Origin of the sequence: Streptomyces paradoxus, assembly GCF_014202475.1 — a bacterium.
GTDB lineage: Bacteria > Actinomycetota > Actinomycetes > Streptomycetales > Streptomycetaceae > Streptomyces > Streptomyces paradoxus.
The window spans coordinates 30,107-47,273 of record NZ_JACHGV010000010.1 but is presented as its reverse complement, the minus strand read 5'-3'; the positions used below and the strand labels follow the sequence as shown (position 1 = coordinate 47,273).

Here is a 17,167-nt window from a genome sequence, read left to right as displayed (position 1 = left end):
GCACCACCCCCGTAGTCAGGAGTTCCCCGTGGCCATCTCGGTCTTCGACCTGTTCTCGATCGGCATCGGCCCGTCCAGCTCCCACACCGTCGGCCCGATGCGCGCGGCCCGGATGTTCGCCCGGCGGCTGCGCAACGAGGAGCTGCTGGCCCCGACCGCACAGGTCCGCGCGGAGCTGTACGGCTCGCTCGGCGCGACCGGACACGGCCACGGCACGCCCAAGGCGGTGCTGCTGGGCCTGGAGGGCGACTCGCCCCGCACGGTGGACGTCACGAGCGCCGACGAACGCGTGGAGGCGATCAAGGCCGGCGGCCGGCTGAACCTGCTCGGCGAGCACGAGATCGCGTTCTCCTTCGACGACGACATGGTCCTGCACCGCCGCAAGGCCCTGCCGTACCACGCGAACGGCATGACGCTGTGGGCGTACGACGCCTCGGGTGCGGAGCTGCTGACCAAGACGTACTACTCGGTCGGCGGCGGTTTCGTCGTCGACGAGGACGCGGTCGGCGCGGACCGCATCAAGCTCGACGACACCGTGCTGAAGTACCCGTTCCGCACGGGCGACGAGCTGCTGCGGCTGACCGAGGAGACGGGCCTGTCCATCTCCGCGCTGATGCTGGAGAACGAGCGGGCCTGGCGCACCGAGGAGGAGATCCGCGAAGGCCTGCTGGAGATCTGGCAGGTGATGCGGGACTGCGTGGCGCGCGGACTGTCCCAGGAGGGCATCCTGCCCGGCGGTCTCAAGGTGCGCCGCCGGGCCGCGAACACCGCGCGCAAGCTGCGCTCCGAGGGCGACCCGCTGGCCCTGGCGATGGAGTGGATCACCCTCTACGCGATGGCGGTCAACGAGGAGAACGCCGCCGGTGGCCGGGTCGTCACCGCCCCCACCAACGGCGCCGCCGGCATCATCCCGGCGGTCCTGCACTACTACGTGAACTTCGTGCCGGGCGCCGACGAGGAGGGCGTGGTCCGCTTCCTGCTCGCCGCGGGCGCGATCGGCATGCTCTTCAAGGAGAACGCCTCGATCTCCGGCGCCGAGGTCGGCTGCCAGGGCGAGGTCGGCTCCGCCTGCTCGATGGCCGCGGGCGCCCTGGCCGAGGTCCTCGGCGGCTCGCCCGAACAGGTCGAGAACGCCGCCGAGATCGGCATGGAGCACAACCTGGGTCTGACGTGCGACCCGGTCGGCGGTCTGGTCCAGATCCCCTGCATCGAACGCAACGGCATGGCCGCGGTCAAGGCCGTCACGGCCGCCCGCATGGCGATGCGCGGCGACGGCTCCCACAAGGTGTCCCTGGACAAGGTCATCAAGACCATGAAGGACACCGGCGCGGACATGTCGGTGAAGTACAAGGAGACGGCCCGGGGCGGGCTGGCGGTGAACATCATCGAGTGCTAGGGCTCGAGTGGCGCGGGCGTTCCGCCTCGCCGTGCGTCACGGCCGCCGGGTCAGCATGCGGACGTGGGAACCGCGGTGGCGGGACCCCGGCCGGCGCCGCCGGGGACGGGCCGGGTGAAGCGGTAGCACTGGCCGACCGCTGCCCCCGAACTCGACACGACGACGGAGACGGTCGTCGAGTCCCCCTCGCGCACCACGCTCTTGACCTCGTAGGTATGCCGTCCGGTGGGATCCAGGGCCTTCTGCACTCCGGCTCGCGTCAGGTCCTGGGCATACATACCGGAGATGCGCGTTTGCGCGAGGCGTACCAGACCACCGATATCGGTGCCCGGACGACACACCTCGTCGTCCCGCTCGGAGACTCGCGACGTCCATGCCTGACCGGTGCGATGGGTGTAGGTGACGACGAAACACAGGGTCACCTCGACGGGTCCGCCACCGGGGAACACGACCGCATGGTCGTACCGGGCGGATCTCGCGGCCGTGGCGGTGAACTCGCGACGGGACGCTTCATAAGTGATCACGGGAGCTTCGGTGTGCCGCCAGATCACGCCGATGAGGGCGTCGGTGCCAGTGGCGCCGCTCGTGCCGAGTGCGCGGGCCGTTTCGTCCGCTGTGGCACGGGCCTGCTCCCGGATCGATGCGAACGCCCTGTCCCTGCGTTCACTGTTCACGTGCCCGTCGTGCCAGTGCCGGTACCACAACCAGGAGACAGGGACGCCGAGAACAATGATCAGCGCGATCAGGATGGTCAGGCAGCCGGTGGTCACGAGGCGGTTCGCCCGCCCCGTGACCACCGCACCGCCGGTTGTGTCAGGTCCCACTAGCTGCCTTTGTATCCGATACCGGCCAGTGCCTGTTCCATGACCCGGGCGTAGCCCGCGGTACCGGCGTTCTTCGGGTGGAACGACTCCAGGCTGGCACAGACGTTCTCCCCGGGCCAGGGCAGGCACGGGGCCTGGTTGGCCGGGTCACCGGCGTGGAAGTCGCCGTCGCCGTTCGGGCCGGCGACGACACGGTTGATCCACTCGTCGCCCTCACAGATCCCGTGTCCCCGGAAGGCGGGTATCGCATCGGCGAACGCCACCCTGGTCCCGGTCCTGCTCAGCTCCGCCACCTTGGCCTTCTGCTTGTCCCGGAAGTAGTCGGCCAGCTGGTTCAGGGCGTCGAAGTCTGCTGTGACGCACGGCTGTTCACCAACCAGACGCGGGTAGCCCATGAGGACGATCTGGGCGTTCGGCGCGGCGCCCGCGATCTGGCCGATGACTGTACCGGTGTCCGTGACCGCCTGGTCGACCCTGCCCGTGTAGTCGGCCGCGTCACACGTCCCCCACATGACGTAGCAGTTCGTGATGGCTTCGGTGAAGTTGTCCCCGTCGTTGCCGCCGATGGTCAGCATCACCAGTGTGGTGTCCGCGCTGAGGACACCGGAGTCGATCTGGCTCTTCTCGCGGTAGTTGCCCATGTCTCCCCATGGCGTGGGGTCTCCCGTGGTGAGCTGCGAGGTCTTCGCGCCGGAGCAGCTGACGTCCAGGAAGTCGACGGTGGCGCTCCTGTCCTTCGCCAGTTCGCCGATGCTGGTGCTCTGACCGGGCAACTTCATCTTGCGCGGCCAGGAGTTGTCGCTGCGCCGGCACGCGTTCCAGCTGCTCTTCCCGTGGTCCCTGTCGGACTCGGGTGAATAGGACCCGGCACCTTCACCGGAGGTGTAGGAGTCGCCCATGGCGACGACCATGTGCTTCGGCTTGCCGGACAGCGGCTGGAAGGCGACGGCGTCCCAGGCGATGTCCTCGTCAGCGGTGCCGTCGTCGGTGGTGTTCGTCAGTTCCACCCGGGGGGTGCCGGTGAAGCGGTAGACGCCGAGTTCGACCCAGGTGTTCTTACTGTGGTGGGTGTTGACGTAGCGGTGGCGCTCACCGCCCGCGACCCCCTTGATCACGTAGTGGGCCTGCTGGGTGTGCGCCCCGGTGTCCGGCATGTGCGCGTAGACGCGGGCCCACTCGACGTTGCGGTCCAGGGTCCAGGTGCCGTCGATGGTCATCCGGCCGCCGGGGCCGCCGAGATGAGCGGCGTCACGGGTGTGCGTGTACCAGAAGTGGCCGCCGTGCCCACCACCGATCTGGTGCAGGTCTCCCTTGGCCTCGAACGGGCCCAGACCCGGACCGGTCGACGCCGGGTTGGGATGGAACGTGAACTCGAACTTCCCCGCGTCGGTGCCCGACGCCCCGCAGGAACTGTAGGTCTCGACGTTGTCCGCGAGGGACTCCACGACAAACGCACCGGCCGGGGCGGCGCCGCACTCCGGCGTGCCGTGCTTCAGCCGAGTGCCGCGGCCCGGTTCCTCGCGCAGGGTGACGTACTTGATGCTCTCGTTGCCGCAGTCGGCGTCGCAGTTCTTCTTCCACGTCACGTTCGATCCGCGCCACCAGTACTTCTCGTAGCACTTGGCGTCGGGGCAGTCCGGCGGGTTGGCGGAGTTGCAGTTGTTGGTGGTGTTGCAGAACGCGTCCAGTGGCGGTTTGACCAGGTCGCGCTGCCCCGGGTTGATCCACCAGGCGGGCCGGAATCCGGCGCTGGAGAACCCGGACTCGCCGGGCCAGTCCTGCCGCCCGTCGCTGCCGTAGGAGTAGCCGGTGTCCATGGACCAGGCGGACCAGCCCATCACCTTCTCCTGGTACGGCCAGTTCTGGGGCTTCGCGGCGTCACGCGGGTTGGACATGAACGGGTGCCGCGAGGCCGGGTAGGACGGGTTCGCGGGGTTGTTGTACCAGCCCAGGCCCCACGGCTTGCCGTCACCCTTGTTCTCGTTGAAGCCGAGGTTGTAGTTCCACAGCGCGGCGAACCAGTTCTCCGGCTTCGACGGGTCGTCGTTGTTGACGGTGATGGTCTGCCCCGCGGTGTGCACCTGGTTCCACTTGTCCGCGAGGATGTACATCGACGCGGCGATGTTGACCGCGTAGTCCAGGGCCACGGCCTTCTGCTTCGCCGGAGACAGAGAGGTCTCGCCGGGCTTCTCCAGGCCGGCGAGGCGCATGCCGTCGGTGACCTGTCCGACACCGTAGCCGCAGTCCGACTGGTGCCAGTTGATCCTCCAGTACGCCTCGGACGTCTCCCCCTTGTGCCCGTAGAAGCCCGCGATCGCCGCCTGCGGGTTGCCCATCTGGCCGGGGATGGCGCCGCCTTCGGCCTGCCACAGGTTCGACTCCTGGGCGAGTACGCCCAGCAGCACCTGGGCGGGGATGCGCCCACCGCCCTTCAGGGCGGGGGCCGGGAACAGCCCTTGCGGGTCGACGGTGCCCAGGCCCGAGCGCCAGCCTCCCTGCTTGATCCACTTGGAGCGCAGTTCGCCGCGGATCGCCATGTTGACGGCCCACTCGACCTGGTTGGGAGTCGGCTGCAGCGCCAGCGCCTTGACGTCGTTACGCGGGATGGAGCACCAGCGGTCCGTGTCGACCGGATTGTGCGGGTCGGCCGCCTGTGCCGCCCGCCCGCTCCTCTCGGGCGCCCGCCCGCTCTTGCCCGCCGCGCCCAGGGCGGGTGAGAAGGACTCCTTGCCCGTGCGGCTGGTGGTGTCGGCGATCGTCTGGGTGATCTTCTTGCCGGTCGCGGTCGCGACACTGGTCACGGTCGGCGGCGCGGGGTCCGAGTCGGTGGGGTCCTGAGACGTGCGCGCCCGCGACGAGGGTTCGGCCTTGGTGAAACCCTTGCCCGCGTTCCCGATCCGGTCCAGGCCCGCACGCACGCCGGGCATGAGCACGGGGTCGACGGCCAGTCGGCCGTGGCTGGACACATCCGTGTCCGCCGGGACGTCCAGGCGCGCCACCGCGGTACCGGTGAGCTTCGCGTCCGTGGTGTCGCCGGTGAGGAAGGCCCGCCCCTCGCTGCCCTGTTCGAGGGCCAGGTCGCCGAGTTTCCCCGAGCCGAGCGTCGACGGTGTGCCCCGGCCCTTCCACAGCTTGGCGCGCGCCGTGCCGCCGCTGTGGTCGAGGAAGGCGATCCCCTCGCTGGTGGGGCGGATGTCGAACGGCACGCTGTCCGCGGCAGCGAGCCTCCGGGGCTTGCCGTCCGCCGGGGAGACGTGCACGAGGTGACGGCCGTGGGCGGCGACGAGGCCGTCCTTCACCGGGACGGCCGAGGTCACCTGTCCGGTGACAGTGGTATCGCTGGTCGTCCTGCCGCTGGTGTCGACGGTGACGAGCCGGGTCTTGCTGTCGCGGGACGCGGTGAAGGCCGCCGTGCGCGTCCCGGGGTTGCACGACGGGTCGAAGTAGGCCAGCGAGCCGGTGAACGGCAGCTTCGTGACCCGGCCGGACTTCAGGTCGACGACCGCGGTGAAGGCACCGCCCTGCATCAGGTCCGGCTTGTTCGTGAACGTACGCGGCGCGTACACGACCGCTGCGTGGTCACGGTCCATGACGCAGGAGTTGCCGATCCAGGTGTCCGCCGGCATGCCGGGCTCCGCCAGCGAGGCGACGGTCCGCCACCGGTAGGCGTCCTCACTGTCCGCCACGAGGACCTTGAAGCCGCCGCTGTCCGCCGCGGTGGTCACGGCCCGGTCCGCCGAGGTCTTCCAGCCCTTCCCCAGCTTCTCGCCGGGATCCGTCACCCGCGTCGGCGGACCGGACGACGGATTCCCGGACGGCTTCGGGTCGGGGGGACTGGTCTCGGCGAACGCCGGCGCGGCTTGTATGAGCCCGGTCAGGACCGCGGTGGCCGCGAGGCCCGCGATCCCGGCACGGCCCGGTCTGCGAACTTTCAACTGCCGTCCTCCAATGGCTGCTTTTCGGGCACGAGTGAGATACCGGCGCGGCCTTCGGGGACGAAGGCCGCGCCGGCCGACGAACGGCATGTGAATGCCGGTCAGGAGCTGGTCCACTTGAAAGAGGCGTTCTCGTTGTAGACCTTCGAGAACTTGCCGATGGTCTCGTTCGGGCTCAGCACGTCCTGCGCGCCCTTGTAGCCACTGCGGTAGTAGACGCGGCCGATGTACTTGTAGTGGTCGTTCCTCGCGGATGCGGCGTTGTTCTTGATCTTCTGGTTGGACCCGGGCCAGGGAGCGGACGCGCCCATCTGGCAGAACCGCAGGGGATAGTTGTTGGGGTCACCCGCGCCCGCCTTGAGCGAGCCGAAGTCGTAGACGGAGTAACCGATGTTGCGGTACGACCCCTTCAGGTTCGAGTTGAAGAAGATGTGGAAGGAGAACGCCGACCTCCAGTGATCGTCACATGCGGACGGTGAGTAGAGGTTGTGGTGGTCGCCGTCCAGGGCCTGGGCGTTCGGGGCCATGGTGAACACGGCGGCGAGGGCGGCACCGACGACTGCGGCCCGCTTGACCAGATGGGACATGATCTGTGATCTCCTGATGTCGTTCGGTGGTCAGTCGAGGGCCCGGGCCTTGGCCACGGCCGTCTTGATGCCGGCCCGCTGCTCCTCGAGTGCCGCTCGGCTCTTGCTGATCTCCTGCTCCTGGATGCGGGCTTCGGCGTCGAACCACGTCTTCTCGACGTTGACCTTGTCCCGGCACGCGACATCCGCCACCGCGGTGTCCTTCTCCAGCTCGGTCGCCTTGTCGGCGGTGAGGAAACGGGAGTCCTCCGCGGCGTCCATCGGCTGGGCGTAGGCGAAGCCCTTGGTCTTCATGCACTCCGACCACTGCTGGAACGCCTTCTGCACTTCGGGTGCCTCGCGCGCCGTCTGGTAGGAGTAGCCACCGATCTGATTGACCAGGGGGGACACGGCGAGGCGGGGAACGCCGCCGTCCGCCTGGTCGACGCAGGAGCGCAGGGCACCGCGGTCGGTGTCGCCGGACTTGTCCCGGGCGAGGGCGTCGTCGTACGCCTTCTGTGCCGCGGGGTCCGGGTGGTAGCCGTGCTCCTGGGCCTCCTGGGCGTCGTGGATGCCGTACCGCCAGTCGGTCAGAGTCGTTCCACCGAGGTCCGGGAGATCCGGGGCCGGGGTCCACTCGGGGAAGCCCTTGCCGTCCATGCAGGCGTCGATCAGCTCGTCACGGCTGGCGCTGACCATGCGCGTCTGCGCCTTGGTCGGCGCGAACGTCTCCACGGGCAGGCGCCATGTGCCCGGATCCTCCGGGTCCCCGACGAACGCCTTCGCCACCGGCGCCGCGGTCTCGGCCCGCGCCCCGGATTCCCCCTGGGCGAGGCTGGTCCCCGCGACGGCCACCAGGATCCCGCCGGCCACGGCGAGGGCCGGCAGGGCCAGTTTGGTCATCGGCTTCACGTCTCTGTTCCTTTCTGGTCAGGACTGCGTGCGGGCCGGCCGTTCGGCAGGTCCTCGCTGCGCTGCGGTGGGAAAGGGGTGACGCGCTCTTGTGCGCGCCTTGCCGGGCCCGCCCGCCACCCGTCGGACGACAGCGGGAGACGGCGAGATGTGGGAAAGGCTCACGAGGTGGCCGGGGAAGGACCCGCTGCGCCGCCCGGAGCGGGGAAGCGGGGCGGCATCCGCACCGCCCGCACCCAGGGGGCGACGCCTCAAATCCCCTGACTCCTAAAGCCGCTGACGCCTCAAGTCCCCTGACGCCTCAAGTCCCCCGACGGACACGGCCGGCATACCGCCGGCCGTTCACGCCGCCGTCAGCGGCGGCCGACGTGCGCGATGCTGCCGCTGTCGGAGATCTTCCCCCTGGCCCGTCCGCTTCCGGACGGCGTCCCCACGTGGACACGGCTCGGCACCGAAGGCGACTGCCGGCATCGTGGCATGACGAACTCCCCTCCCCCGTAGCGGCGCCGGTTCCCCCGGGCGCTCGCTCAAGTCGTGCCGTAGCGGGTGGTCATGTCCCGCCGGGCACGACAGTCACCATAGCCACAGGCCTACAGTCCGTAACAAGGGTTTACTCCGGGCTCGCGCGCTGACTGGCGTGAAGCGGTTGCACAAGAAAGCGCACATTCCGACGGGTTACCTGTGTGCTTCCCGTGAACTGTGTGATGCAGGTCGGCCGAAAGTCGCCCCCGGAGGTGAGTGATCCGATTGTGAGCGGCCCCGAGCCGGACCGGACATGCCTGTCCGCACCGCACGGATCCCTCCTAAGCTGGGCCTTTCGAGCACCAGGGGGTGGCACAGTGGCGAGGCGGCCGGAAAGTACCGATGTCGTGGCGGCGGTGCGGCGGGTCTTCCACGACGGGCTGACGAGCGGGAAGTCCGCCTTTGCGCAGGAGCTTGCGGCCTGGACCGGGGCGACTGCCTCGGATCTGCGCAGACGGTTCGTGGACCGGCCGGACGAATCCTCGGACACCTTCCTGGTCAAACTGCGCCGGCAACTCGACGGCGCCCCGGACGCGACCGTCGTACTCGCCGCCGAGCTGCTGTTCGTGAACATGGCACCGCTCGTGCCCGAGCAGATCGGGCCGGCCAAGAAGCGGCAGATCCTCGGCGAGGTGCTGTCCTGGGCCGGCCGCCCGGTGACCGTTCCGGCGGATCTGGAACCGGGCCTGACGGGCTTCCTGCACGGCGGCCAGGGCTTCCTCAACTACCGGTGGGCGCAGTTCCAGATCCTGGTCCTGCTGGTGGAGCGGCTCGCCGGGATGACCGGCGCCGAGCGGGACGCGCTGCTGAAGGACCCGATGGCGTTCAAGGCCCTGTGCCTGGGCATCCAGGAGTCGGTCGGGCACAAGAAGGGGCGGGCGCAGATCCACGTCCTGCTGTTCCTGCTCTTCCCGGACTTCTACCAGCCGATCGCCAGCGCCTACCACAAGCAGGAGATCGTCAAGGCGTTCGCGGACGAGCTCCCCGAGCCCACCGGGGACGACGACCTCGACCTGCTGGAGCTGTGCCGGACGCTCCGGGAACAGACCGGGCAGGCCGTCGACTTCTACGACGAGCCGTGGGTGCGCAGATGGCGCGGGGGTACCGTCGAGCACGAGCAGCGCGGCTGGCTGGTGCGCGGGTACAACGTCGACGGGCGCAACTTCATCCCGGACTGGCTCCGGCAGGGCTACTGCTCGATGTCCTGGCGCGAGATTCCCGACATCCCCGCCGGCTCCGCCAAGCAGGACGTCCAGCGGGCCGTCGCCGAGGCGATGCCCGAGGCCAGCGCCCAACTGCGCGGACAGGCTGCGTACCAGCTGCACGCCTTCGTCACCGTGATGCAGCCGGGCGATCTGGTCGTCACCGTCACACCGGAGGAGGTGCACGTCGGCACGGTCCAGGGCCCGGCGGAGTACGACACCTCGGACGGCCCGGACAACGCCCGGCGCCGCCCGGTGCGCTGGGCCACCGCCGAGCGGCCGCTCGTCCGCGCGGAGCTGCCCGAGCGGGTGCAGGCCCGGCTGCCGCTGCCGCCCACGCTCTACGACGTCAGCAGCATCGCCGCCGAACTCGCCGAGCGGGCCGGCCTGGAGGACGTCGTCGCCGAGGAACTCGTCGACGTCGACGTCACCAAGCCGCTGGAACTGCCCCCCGTCACCGAGGAGCTGGCCGCGCGGCTGCTGATGCCGCTGGACTGGCTCAGGGAGACCGCCGAGCAGCTCCAGGAGCAGGGACAGCTCGTCTTCCACGGCCCGCCCGGCACCGGGAAGACCTACCTGGCCCGCGCCCTCGCCCGGCATCTGGCCGGTCCCGACCGGGTCGAGCTCGTGCAGTTCCACCCCTCGTACACCTACGAGGACTTCTTCGAGGGCTTCCGCCCGGTCCGGGGCGAGGACGGCTCGGTGGTGTTCGACGTCGTGCCCGGGCCGTTCCGGCTGCTCGCCGAGCGCGCCGCGAAGGACCCGTCCAACCCGTACGTCCTGATCGTCGACGAGATCAACCGGGCCAACCTGGCCAAGGTCTTCGGCGAGCTGTACTTCCTGCTGGAGTACCGCGAGGAGCCCGTCACCACCCAGTACAGCCCGCACGCCCCGTTCACCCTGCCGGGCAACCTGTTCCTCGTCGGCACCATGAACACCGCCGACCGTTCCATCGCCCTGGTCGACGCGGCGATGCGGCGCCGGTTCGCCTTCCGCCGCCTGTCCCCCGAGAAGCCGCCCGTCCGGGGCCTGTTGGACCGCTGGCTGCGGGAGCGCGGCCTGCCGGACACCGCCGCCCGGCTGCTGGACGAGCTCAACACCCGGCTCGGGGACGCCGACCGCGCCATCGGACCGTCGTACCTGATGAAGCCCGCCGCCGCCCGGCCGGACGGGCTCGGCCTCGTCTGGCGCACCCAGATCCTGCCCCTGCTGGAGGACCAGCTCTACGGCACCGGGATCGACGTGGAGGAGGAGTACGGCCTGCCCGCGCTGCGTGCGGCGCTGGAGCGGGGCCCGGAGGAGGCGTGACCGGCCTCCTCCTCACCGTTCCGGAGACCGGCCCCGGCATCGTGCGGGAGCTGACGGGCGACCAGATCGCCGGGCTGCTCACCGTGCCGGGCCTGGTGCGGCTGACCCCCGCGGCGGGCGGACGCTGGCGCCTGCGGGGGAACCAGAAGGCCGGGCTGGTCCGGCTGCGCACCCCCTCCGGCGGGACCGTCCAGCTCCATCTGCGCCCCAAACTCCCCGTGCGGGACCTGCTGTTCCTGCTCTCCTACTCCTCCGACGACCCCTGGCGGCCCGAGCCGGTCGGCGCGGCCGAGTCGGACGAGCTCCTCCCCGCGGTCGCCGGGCTGCTCGCCCGCGCCGCACGCCGCACCCTCGACACCGGAGTGCTGCACGGCTACCGCACGGTCGAGGAGGACCTGCCCCTGATCCGCGGCCGGATCCGCACGGCGGACCAGCTGCGCCGCGTCGGCCTGCCGCTGCCCGTCGCCGTGCGCTACGACGACCACACCCCCGACATCGCCGAGAACCGCATCCTGCTCACGGCCCTGGACCTGGCCGCCCGGCTGCCCGGAGTGCCCGTACACACCCGCCAGGCCCTGCGCCACCTCGCCGGCCGGCTCACGGGCGTCCGCCCCCTCCACCCGGGCGCGCCGCTGCCCCGCTGGACACCGAACCGCCTCAACTCCCGCTACGCGCGGGTGCTGAGGCTCGCGGAGCTGGTGCTGTCCGCCCGTTCCGTCCAGCCGGAGGGCGGCAGCCCCGTCACGGCGGAGGGCTTCCTGCTCCACCTTCCGGACGTCTTCGAGCGGTTCCTCACGGTGGCGCTCGGCGACGTCCTGGCCCGCCGGGGCGTCCGCTGCGCCGGGCAGGAGGGGCACCACCGGCTGGACGTGGCCCGCCGGGTGCGGCTGCGGCCGGACATCGTGCTGTACCGGGCGGGCCGTGCGGTCTCCGTCGTCGACGCGAAGTACGTGTTCCTCGACAGGGCCGCGCCCTCCACCGACCACCTCGGCCAGCTGCTCGGCTACTGCACCGCGCTCGGCCTGCCGCACGGCCATCTCGTGTATGCCGCCACCACCCAGAACGGGCCCACGGACCACGTCATCCGCCGCTCCGGCATCACCGTCACCGCCCACACCCTGGACCTCGCCCTGCCACCGGCCGGGCTCCTGTCGGCCGTCGCGGACCTGGCGGACCGGATCACCGCGACGGCGGCGGACACCCGTCCCATGGTTCACCCAAGTTGACGTTTACACGTCATCCCACGGCAGGCCGTGCCAAGGTGGTGGACACCAACTCCCCTCCCCCACAGCACTTCAGGGAGCCCTCCATGCTGCGCGGCATCGATGTGAGCGCCTACCAGTCCTCCACCTACGGCACCGACGGCCTCTCCTTCGTCTTCGTCAAGGCGACGGAGGGGCGCTCCTACGTCAACCCCAAACTCGCCGCCCAGACCAAGCGGGCCCGGGACGCCGGGCTGGTCGTCGGCTTCTACCACTTCCTGTGGCCCGGCAACCTCACCGCCCAGGCCGAGTACTTCGTGAGCAAGGCCCCGGACCGGGCGGGCGACATCCTCGCCGTCGACTGGGAGACGACCAGCAACGGAACCCACGCGAGCAACGCCGAGAAGGACCTGTTCATCCGGAAGCTGAAGGATCTGCGGCCCGACAACCAGGTCATTCTCTACGCCAACCGCGACTTCTGGCTCAACGTCGACACGACGTCCTATGCGGGCGACGGCCTGTGGATCGCCGACTACGTCTCGGCGGGCAAGCCCCGCATCAAGGCGAAGTGGCGCTTCCACCAGTACACCGACGACCCGCTGGACAAGAACGTGGCCGACTTCGAGAGCAGGGCGGCGCTGCGGAAGTGGGCGGAGGACGCCTGATCCGGCCTAGCCGCTGAACTCCGGCGTGCGTTCCGGGGAGGCCTCCGCCAGGGCCTTCGTGACCGCTTCCGCGCCGTCGCGCAGGCCGTAGACCGGGGTGCCGGGCTGCTGGCGCCAGGAGTCGTCGATGCCGCCCGCGTCGACCGTGTCGAAGCCGAGCGCGTCGATCAGGTCCCGTACCTTGCGCTTGGCCGTCTCGTCGTCGCCGGCCACCGGCAGGGCCATCCGGCCGGGGTCGCCGGCGGGGAGCGGGCGGTCCAGGATGTCCTGGGCGAAGGTGCCGTTGAAGGCCTTGATCACCGGATGGCCGATGTGCCGTTCCGTCCAGCGGCTCTCGGTGAGGCCGTCGTCCTCGATCCCCGTGATCCTGCCGTCGCGCTGCCGGGGGTAGTAGTTCCCGGTGTCGATGACCGCGACGCCGTCCGCCGCGCCGTCGAGCAGGCCGGAGGGGAGGTCCGGGATGGCCTTGAGCGGGACGGTGACGACGACGATCTCGGCGCCCCGTGCCGCCTTGCCGACCGTCACGGGCGTCGCGCCGGTCTCCTCCGCGAGGGCCGTGAGCGTCTCGGGCCCCCGGGAGTTGGCGACGGACACGTCATGACCGAGGGCGGTGAGCCGCCGGGTCAGATTGCCGCCGATGTTGCCCGCGCCGATGATGCCGATCTTCATGTCCTCGCCTAGCCCTTCCCGAGCTGAACAGCGTCTCGTGGAGCCTCGTGACCACGGTCAACCCGCGGGGCGGGTGGGCTATTCCGCCGCCGGGGAGGGGCCTGGCGCACTTCGCTCCGGGCATGGCGAGGGGCCCGGTCCGGTGATCGCGGACCGGGCCCCTTCGCTCGGCTGCGCCCGGGCGGGCTACTTGTTGAGGTAGGCCCAGAACTCGTCGAAGCTCAGGCGCTTGTCGCCGTCGAGGTCCCGGGTCTTGATGACGACCTCGGCGACCGACTCGGTGACGTTCCAGTCACCCGACCCGGCCAGGGCGGCCTTGAACTCGGCAGCGGTGATGAACCCGTCACCGTCCGTATCGATCCGCTCGAACTGCTTGCGTGCTTCCTCGATGTCCGCCACCGATCCGCCCCTCATCTCGTGCTGTACGTCCTGATGACGCAGGTCTGACGCAGGTCAGGTTAACCGGCCGTGCGCGCCTCCAGCGCGGCGACCACCCAGGCGAACTCCGCCCGGTACGCGGCCTCGGGCCCGGTGCCCTTCACGAGGGCCAGCAACTCGCGGTACCGGGCCACCCGGTGGGTGGCGTGCGACCGCAGCCGGGCCAGCACGGTCGCCGGGTCGGCGTCGCCCAGCAGCCCGCTGAGCACCTCGGCCGCGTCCGGCGAGTCGGGGGCGACGCCGCGCTCGACGGCGTCGGCTCCCAGCTGCACGAGCCGCCGGGAGAACCACACGGATGCCCCGGCGGGCGCGTCCTGCCCGTGGTCGGCCGCGTTGAACTCGGCCACCTTGCGCATCTCGGCCCGGAAGTCCGGGTCCCGGAGCATCTCCGCCAGCTCCAGCCAGGCGTCGACCTGCTCGGGCGTGGGCTCCTCGGGCAGGTCGGCGGCGGTGTCGCGCATGCGTTCCCGGATCACCGGGTCCGCGGTGTCCAGCCCGCGGAACACCTCGTCCACGAACTCCTCCACGATCCGCCGCCGTTCGGCCGCCGACAGGCGTGCCAGTCTGTTCACGAGCGTCATCTCCTCCGCGTCCGAGCCCCGCTTCGCCACCGTCGACAGCACGGCGCGGGTCACCTTGAGCGACCGGATCTGCGCGTCCAGGGCGACCACGTGTGCAGCCGCGACCTGCGCGACGGTGGTCTCACCGGACAGCACGCGGCGGACGTCGGCCAGGCCGAGGCCCAGCTCGCGCAGGGTGCGGATCAGCTCCAGCCGGGCCACCGACGGCGCGTCGTAGAGGCGGTAGCCGCCCGCGGACCGGCCCACCGGAGGCAGGGCGCCCCGGTCGGACCAGTAGCGGATGGTGCGCACGGTGAGTCCGGTGACCCGGGCCAGTTCCCCGATGGTGAGCAGTCCGCTGGCGTCGTCGATCATGTCTGCGAGTCTGGACCCTCCATCGGGTGGAGACTCAAGGAGCGCGACGGTGACGGACAGCCTCGGGGACATACTCGACGCGGCGGCGCGGGGCGTCTTCCCGCCGGCGGACGGCGGTACGACGATCGTGCCCCAGCCCTCACCCCGGGACGCGGGGGTGCTCGCCTTCACGGCCCACTCGGTCGTCTTCACCGACGAGGACCCGGACTGGGTGCGCAGCACCCTCGCCCGGACCGACTGCGACGCGCTCGCGGCCACGATGAACGCCCGCTTCCTGACGGCCCTGATGGACCGGACGGGGCGTGTCTCCGACACGATCGACGTGCTGCTGACCGGTGCCGCGCTGCCCGGGGAGCCGCCGGTCGCGCTGACGGAGATCGACGACCCCGGGCATCCGCGCGTGGCGTCGGCCCGCAGACGGCGTGACGGTGTGCGGGTGTGGGCGGCGGACGGCGGGGTGCTCGTGCTGGGCCGTGGGGTGGCCGGGCGGTGGGAGGTCGCCGTCGAGGTGGACGAGGGGGCACGGCACCGGGGGGTCGGGCGGCGGCTGGTGACGGCGGCGCGGCAGCTGACCGGGGGCGCTCCGGTGTGGGCGCAGGTGTCCGCGGGGAACGCCCGCAGTCTGCGGGCGTTCCAGGCGGCGGGTTACCGGCCCGTGGGCTCGGAGACGCTGCTGCTCAGTGCCAGGGCCGGTAGTGCGGGTTGCTCTCGCACTCGCTCATGATCTCGGTCCTGGTCTGCTTGTCGACCGGGCAGACGCCGATGACGTACTGGCGGGCGATGCCGCCGGGGAAGGCGACCTCCTGCTGGTCGGCCCATTTGTGGGCGTCGCCGATGGTCCGGTTGACGTCGATGCCGCCGGGGGCGTCGACGTAGTAGTTGAAGCCGGATTTCCACTTCTTGAACAGGTCGTGGTCGTACGTCGTCGACACGTACGGGGACGGCTGGTTGACCAGGACGTACTTCTCCAGGTCGTACTGGCCGTTCACGACGTCCTTGGGCTGGAAGCCCTCCTCGAAGACGACGGACGGGCCGCGGCCGTCGGCGCGGTAGAGGGTGCCGCAGGTGGTGCGCCAGGAGGGGTCGGGGGTGATGCGGCCGACGTCGACCCGGCGGTCGGCGGCGGCCTTGACCTTGTCGTCGAACTGGACGGGGCAGGCGGCCGGTGCGGGGGCGGCCACCCCGGCGGCGGCAGCCGGGGTCTCGGCGGGTGCGGCGCCCGTGGTGGTGAGGACGGCGGCGAGGCTGAGTGCGGCGGCAGCGGCCCGCCGCCTCGGACGAAGAGTGATCATGCACGGCACGATCGCGGGTGCGTCGTGACGCGACCGGGACCCTCACCCGATCAGGGCGTGTCAACTTGCCTTCGGTGGACGGCACATGGGTGTCACCGGAAGATGCCCGTATGGCCGAGCGAGTAGCGGCCGGGCTGCGGGTAGACCGCGAGGCCGTGCGGGCCGCTGCCGACCGGGATACGGGCGAGCTGGGTGCCGGTGCGGGTGTCGATGGCGTACACCTCGGCGTCGTAGCGGCCGGACAGCCACAGCACCTTGCCGTCGGCGGAGACGCCGCCCATGTCGGGGCTGCCGCCGTCGGGCAGGTTCCACTTCTTGGTCAGCTTGCCCTGGGTGAAGTCGAAGACGGAGACGGTTCCCTCGCCGCGGTTGGACACGTACATCTCGCGGGAGTCGCGGCTGACGTAGAGGCCGTGGCAGCCCTTGCCGGTGGGCATCAGGGTGGGCTCGGTGAACTTGTCGCCGTCGAGGACCCACATGCCGTGGGCCATCATGTCGGCGATGTAGAACGTCTTGCCGTCGGGCGAGATCTTCACGTCCTGCGGCATGGCGCCCTCGAACGGCAGCCGCTGCTGCCCGACGACCTCCATCTTCTCGGTGTCGACCTTGAGGAGCTCGCCGCTGAACTCGCAGGAGACGATGAAGTAGCGGCCGTCGAGGGAGAAGTCGGCGTGGTTGACGCCGTAGCAGGAGACCGGGACGGTCTTCTTGATCTCCATGGTGTGCGGGTCGCGGAAGACGAGCTCGCGGTCGAGGGAGGCCATGACGACGGCGTATCTGCCGTGGGGCGTGAAGTAGAGGTTGTAGGGGTCGTGAACGTCGACCGGCTTGCCCGCCTTGCCGGTTTTCGGGTCGATCGGGGTGAGGGTGTGGCCGCGGTTGTTGTTGACCCAGAGCGTCTTCAGGTCCCAGGAGGGCACGACGTGCTGGGGCTGCCGGCCGACGGGGATCGTCTCGATGATCTCGTACGTCTTCGGATCGATGACGGAGACGGTGTCGGACTCGGTGTTGGGGACGTAGACCCGGGACGGGAAGTCCTTGACCACCGGGGACAGCTTGTCGGGGCGGTCGGCCGCGTACACGTCCTCGGGGTCCAGGACGGGCGGCATGCCGGGCAGGCCCTTCACGGGCTTCTTCTCGGGCGGTGCGGGCACGGCGGCCTTGGTGCCCCGTGCCTCGGAGGTCCGCTCCCCGCTGCCGGTGCCGCAGGCGGCGAGGACGGCGAGGACGGCACCCGTGACCAGGGCGCTCTTGACGAGATGGCGGTGCATTGCACCATTTAATGGGCGTCTTGTGGGGAA

At 70.5% G+C, this 17,167-nt stretch carries 14 protein-coding genes; 5 read left to right on the top strand and 9 right to left on the bottom strand.

Annotation, left to right across the window (positions count from 1 at the left end):
- Positions 1 to 28: 28 nt before the first annotated feature.
- Positions 29 to 1,396, top strand: a complete 1,368-nt coding sequence (locus HNR57_RS29030; protein ID WP_184564538.1) for an L-serine ammonia-lyase — start codon at positions 29 to 31, stop codon at positions 1,394 to 1,396.
- Between the two features lie 50 nt (positions 1,397 to 1,446).
- On the opposite strand, the gene HNR57_RS29025 is transcribed toward HNR57_RS29030, so the two are convergent.
- The 4 genes from HNR57_RS29025 to HNR57_RS29010 form a co-directional block, all read right to left on the bottom strand.
- The gene (locus HNR57_RS29025; RefSeq protein ID WP_184564536.1) at positions 1,447 to 2,166 is read right to left on the bottom strand and encodes a hypothetical protein; all 720 of its coding nucleotides are present in this window, start codon (positions 2,164 to 2,166) and stop codon (positions 1,447 to 1,449) included.
- Positions 2,167 to 2,219: 53 nt separating this feature from the next.
- Positions 2,220 to 6,155: a GDSL-type esterase/lipase family protein gene (locus tag HNR57_RS29020; RefSeq protein ID WP_246555059.1), complete on the bottom strand. Its 3,936-nt coding sequence runs from the start codon at positions 6,153 to 6,155 to the stop codon at positions 2,220 to 2,222.
- 101 nt (positions 6,156 to 6,256) lie between these two features.
- The gene (locus tag HNR57_RS29015) at positions 6,257 to 6,742 is read right to left on the bottom strand and encodes a hypothetical protein (RefSeq protein ID WP_184564534.1); all 486 of its coding nucleotides are present in this window, start codon (positions 6,740 to 6,742) and stop codon (positions 6,257 to 6,259) included.
- A 30-nt stretch (positions 6,743 to 6,772) separates the two neighbouring features.
- Complete coding sequence (locus tag HNR57_RS29010; protein WP_184564532.1) at positions 6,773 to 7,633, bottom strand: hypothetical protein; 861 nt, start codon at positions 7,631 to 7,633, stop codon at positions 6,773 to 6,775.
- An 869-nt stretch (positions 7,634 to 8,502) separates the two neighbouring features.
- Between HNR57_RS29010 and HNR57_RS29005 the strand changes: the two genes are divergently transcribed.
- From HNR57_RS29005 to HNR57_RS28995, 3 genes are all read left to right on the top strand, one after another.
- The gene (locus tag HNR57_RS29005) at positions 8,503 to 10,665 is read left to right on the top strand and encodes an McrB family protein (RefSeq protein ID WP_313675069.1); all 2,163 of its coding nucleotides are present in this window, start codon (positions 8,503 to 8,505) and stop codon (positions 10,663 to 10,665) included.
- On the top strand, positions 10,662 to 11,891 hold the full coding sequence (locus HNR57_RS29000; RefSeq protein ID WP_184564528.1) for an McrC family protein: 1,230 nt from the start codon (positions 10,662 to 10,664) through the stop codon (positions 11,889 to 11,891). The genes HNR57_RS29005 and HNR57_RS29000 overlap by 4 nt, the downstream gene beginning before the upstream one ends.
- 83 nt (positions 11,892 to 11,974) lie before the next feature.
- Positions 11,975 to 12,532, top strand: coding sequence for a glycoside hydrolase family 25 protein (locus tag HNR57_RS28995; RefSeq protein WP_184564526.1), 558 nt, complete (start codon positions 11,975 to 11,977; stop codon positions 12,530 to 12,532).
- Between the two features lie 6 nt (positions 12,533 to 12,538).
- Here HNR57_RS28995 and HNR57_RS28990 read toward each other — a convergent pair whose 3' ends face one another.
- The 3 genes from HNR57_RS28990 to HNR57_RS28980 all read right to left on the bottom strand — a co-directional run bounded on the left by HNR57_RS28990 (position 12,539) and on the right by HNR57_RS28980 (position 14,574).
- On the bottom strand, positions 12,539 to 13,201 hold the full coding sequence (locus tag HNR57_RS28990; protein WP_184564524.1) for an NADPH-dependent F420 reductase: 663 nt from the start codon (positions 13,199 to 13,201) through the stop codon (positions 12,539 to 12,541).
- A 186-nt stretch (positions 13,202 to 13,387) separates the two neighbouring features.
- Entirely contained in the window at positions 13,388 to 13,600 is a 213-nt protein-coding gene (locus HNR57_RS28985) for an EF-hand domain-containing protein (protein WP_184564522.1), read from the bottom strand.
- A gap of 59 nt (positions 13,601 to 13,659) precedes the next feature.
- Entirely contained in the window at positions 13,660 to 14,574 is a 915-nt protein-coding gene (locus HNR57_RS28980; RefSeq protein WP_184564520.1) for a MerR family transcriptional regulator, read from the bottom strand.
- On the opposite strand from HNR57_RS28980, the gene HNR57_RS28975 reads away from it, so the two are divergent.
- Positions 14,573 to 15,298 (top strand): GNAT family N-acetyltransferase, encoded by a 726-nt coding sequence (locus tag HNR57_RS28975; protein WP_221343171.1) that lies wholly within the window; start codon positions 14,573 to 14,575, stop codon positions 15,296 to 15,298. The two genes, HNR57_RS28980 and HNR57_RS28975, sit on opposite strands and share 2 nt — an antisense overlap.
- Here the strand turns inward: HNR57_RS28975 and HNR57_RS28970 are convergent.
- Positions 15,252 to 15,866, bottom strand: a complete 615-nt coding sequence (locus HNR57_RS28970) for an ADP-ribosyltransferase (protein WP_184564516.1) — start codon at positions 15,864 to 15,866, stop codon at positions 15,252 to 15,254. The genes HNR57_RS28975 and HNR57_RS28970 overlap by 47 nt on opposite strands.
- Positions 15,867 to 15,958: 92 nt before the next feature.
- On the bottom strand, positions 15,959 to 17,137 hold the full coding sequence (locus HNR57_RS28965) for a YncE family protein (protein WP_184564514.1): 1,179 nt from the start codon (positions 17,135 to 17,137) through the stop codon (positions 15,959 to 15,961).
- Between the last annotated feature and the right edge of the window lie 30 nt (positions 17,138 to 17,167).

Coding starts and splice junctions, on each gene's coding strand:
- HNR57_RS29015 (WP_184564534.1), bottom strand. CDS start 6,742: ATGTCCCATCTGGTCAAGCGGGCCGCAGTCGTCGGTGCCGCCCTCGCC.
- HNR57_RS28995 (WP_184564526.1), top strand. CDS start 11,975: ATGCTGCGCGGCATCGATGTGAGCGCCTACCAGTCCTCCACCTACGGC.
- HNR57_RS28990 (WP_184564524.1), bottom strand. CDS start 13,201: ATGAAGATCGGCATCATCGGCGCGGGCAACATCGGCGGCAATCTGACC.
- HNR57_RS28975 (WP_221343171.1), top strand. CDS start 14,573: ATGTCTGCGAGTCTGGACCCTCCATCGGGTGGAGACTCAAGGAGCGCG.
- HNR57_RS28980 (WP_184564520.1), bottom strand. CDS start 14,574: ATGATCGACGACGCCAGCGGACTGCTCACCATCGGGGAACTGGCCCGG.
- HNR57_RS28970 (WP_184564516.1), bottom strand. CDS start 15,866: ATGATCACTCTTCGTCCGAGGCGGCGGGCCGCTGCCGCCGCACTCAGC.
- HNR57_RS28965 (WP_184564514.1), bottom strand. CDS start 17,137: ATGCACCGCCATCTCGTCAAGAGCGCCCTGGTCACGGGTGCCGTCCTC.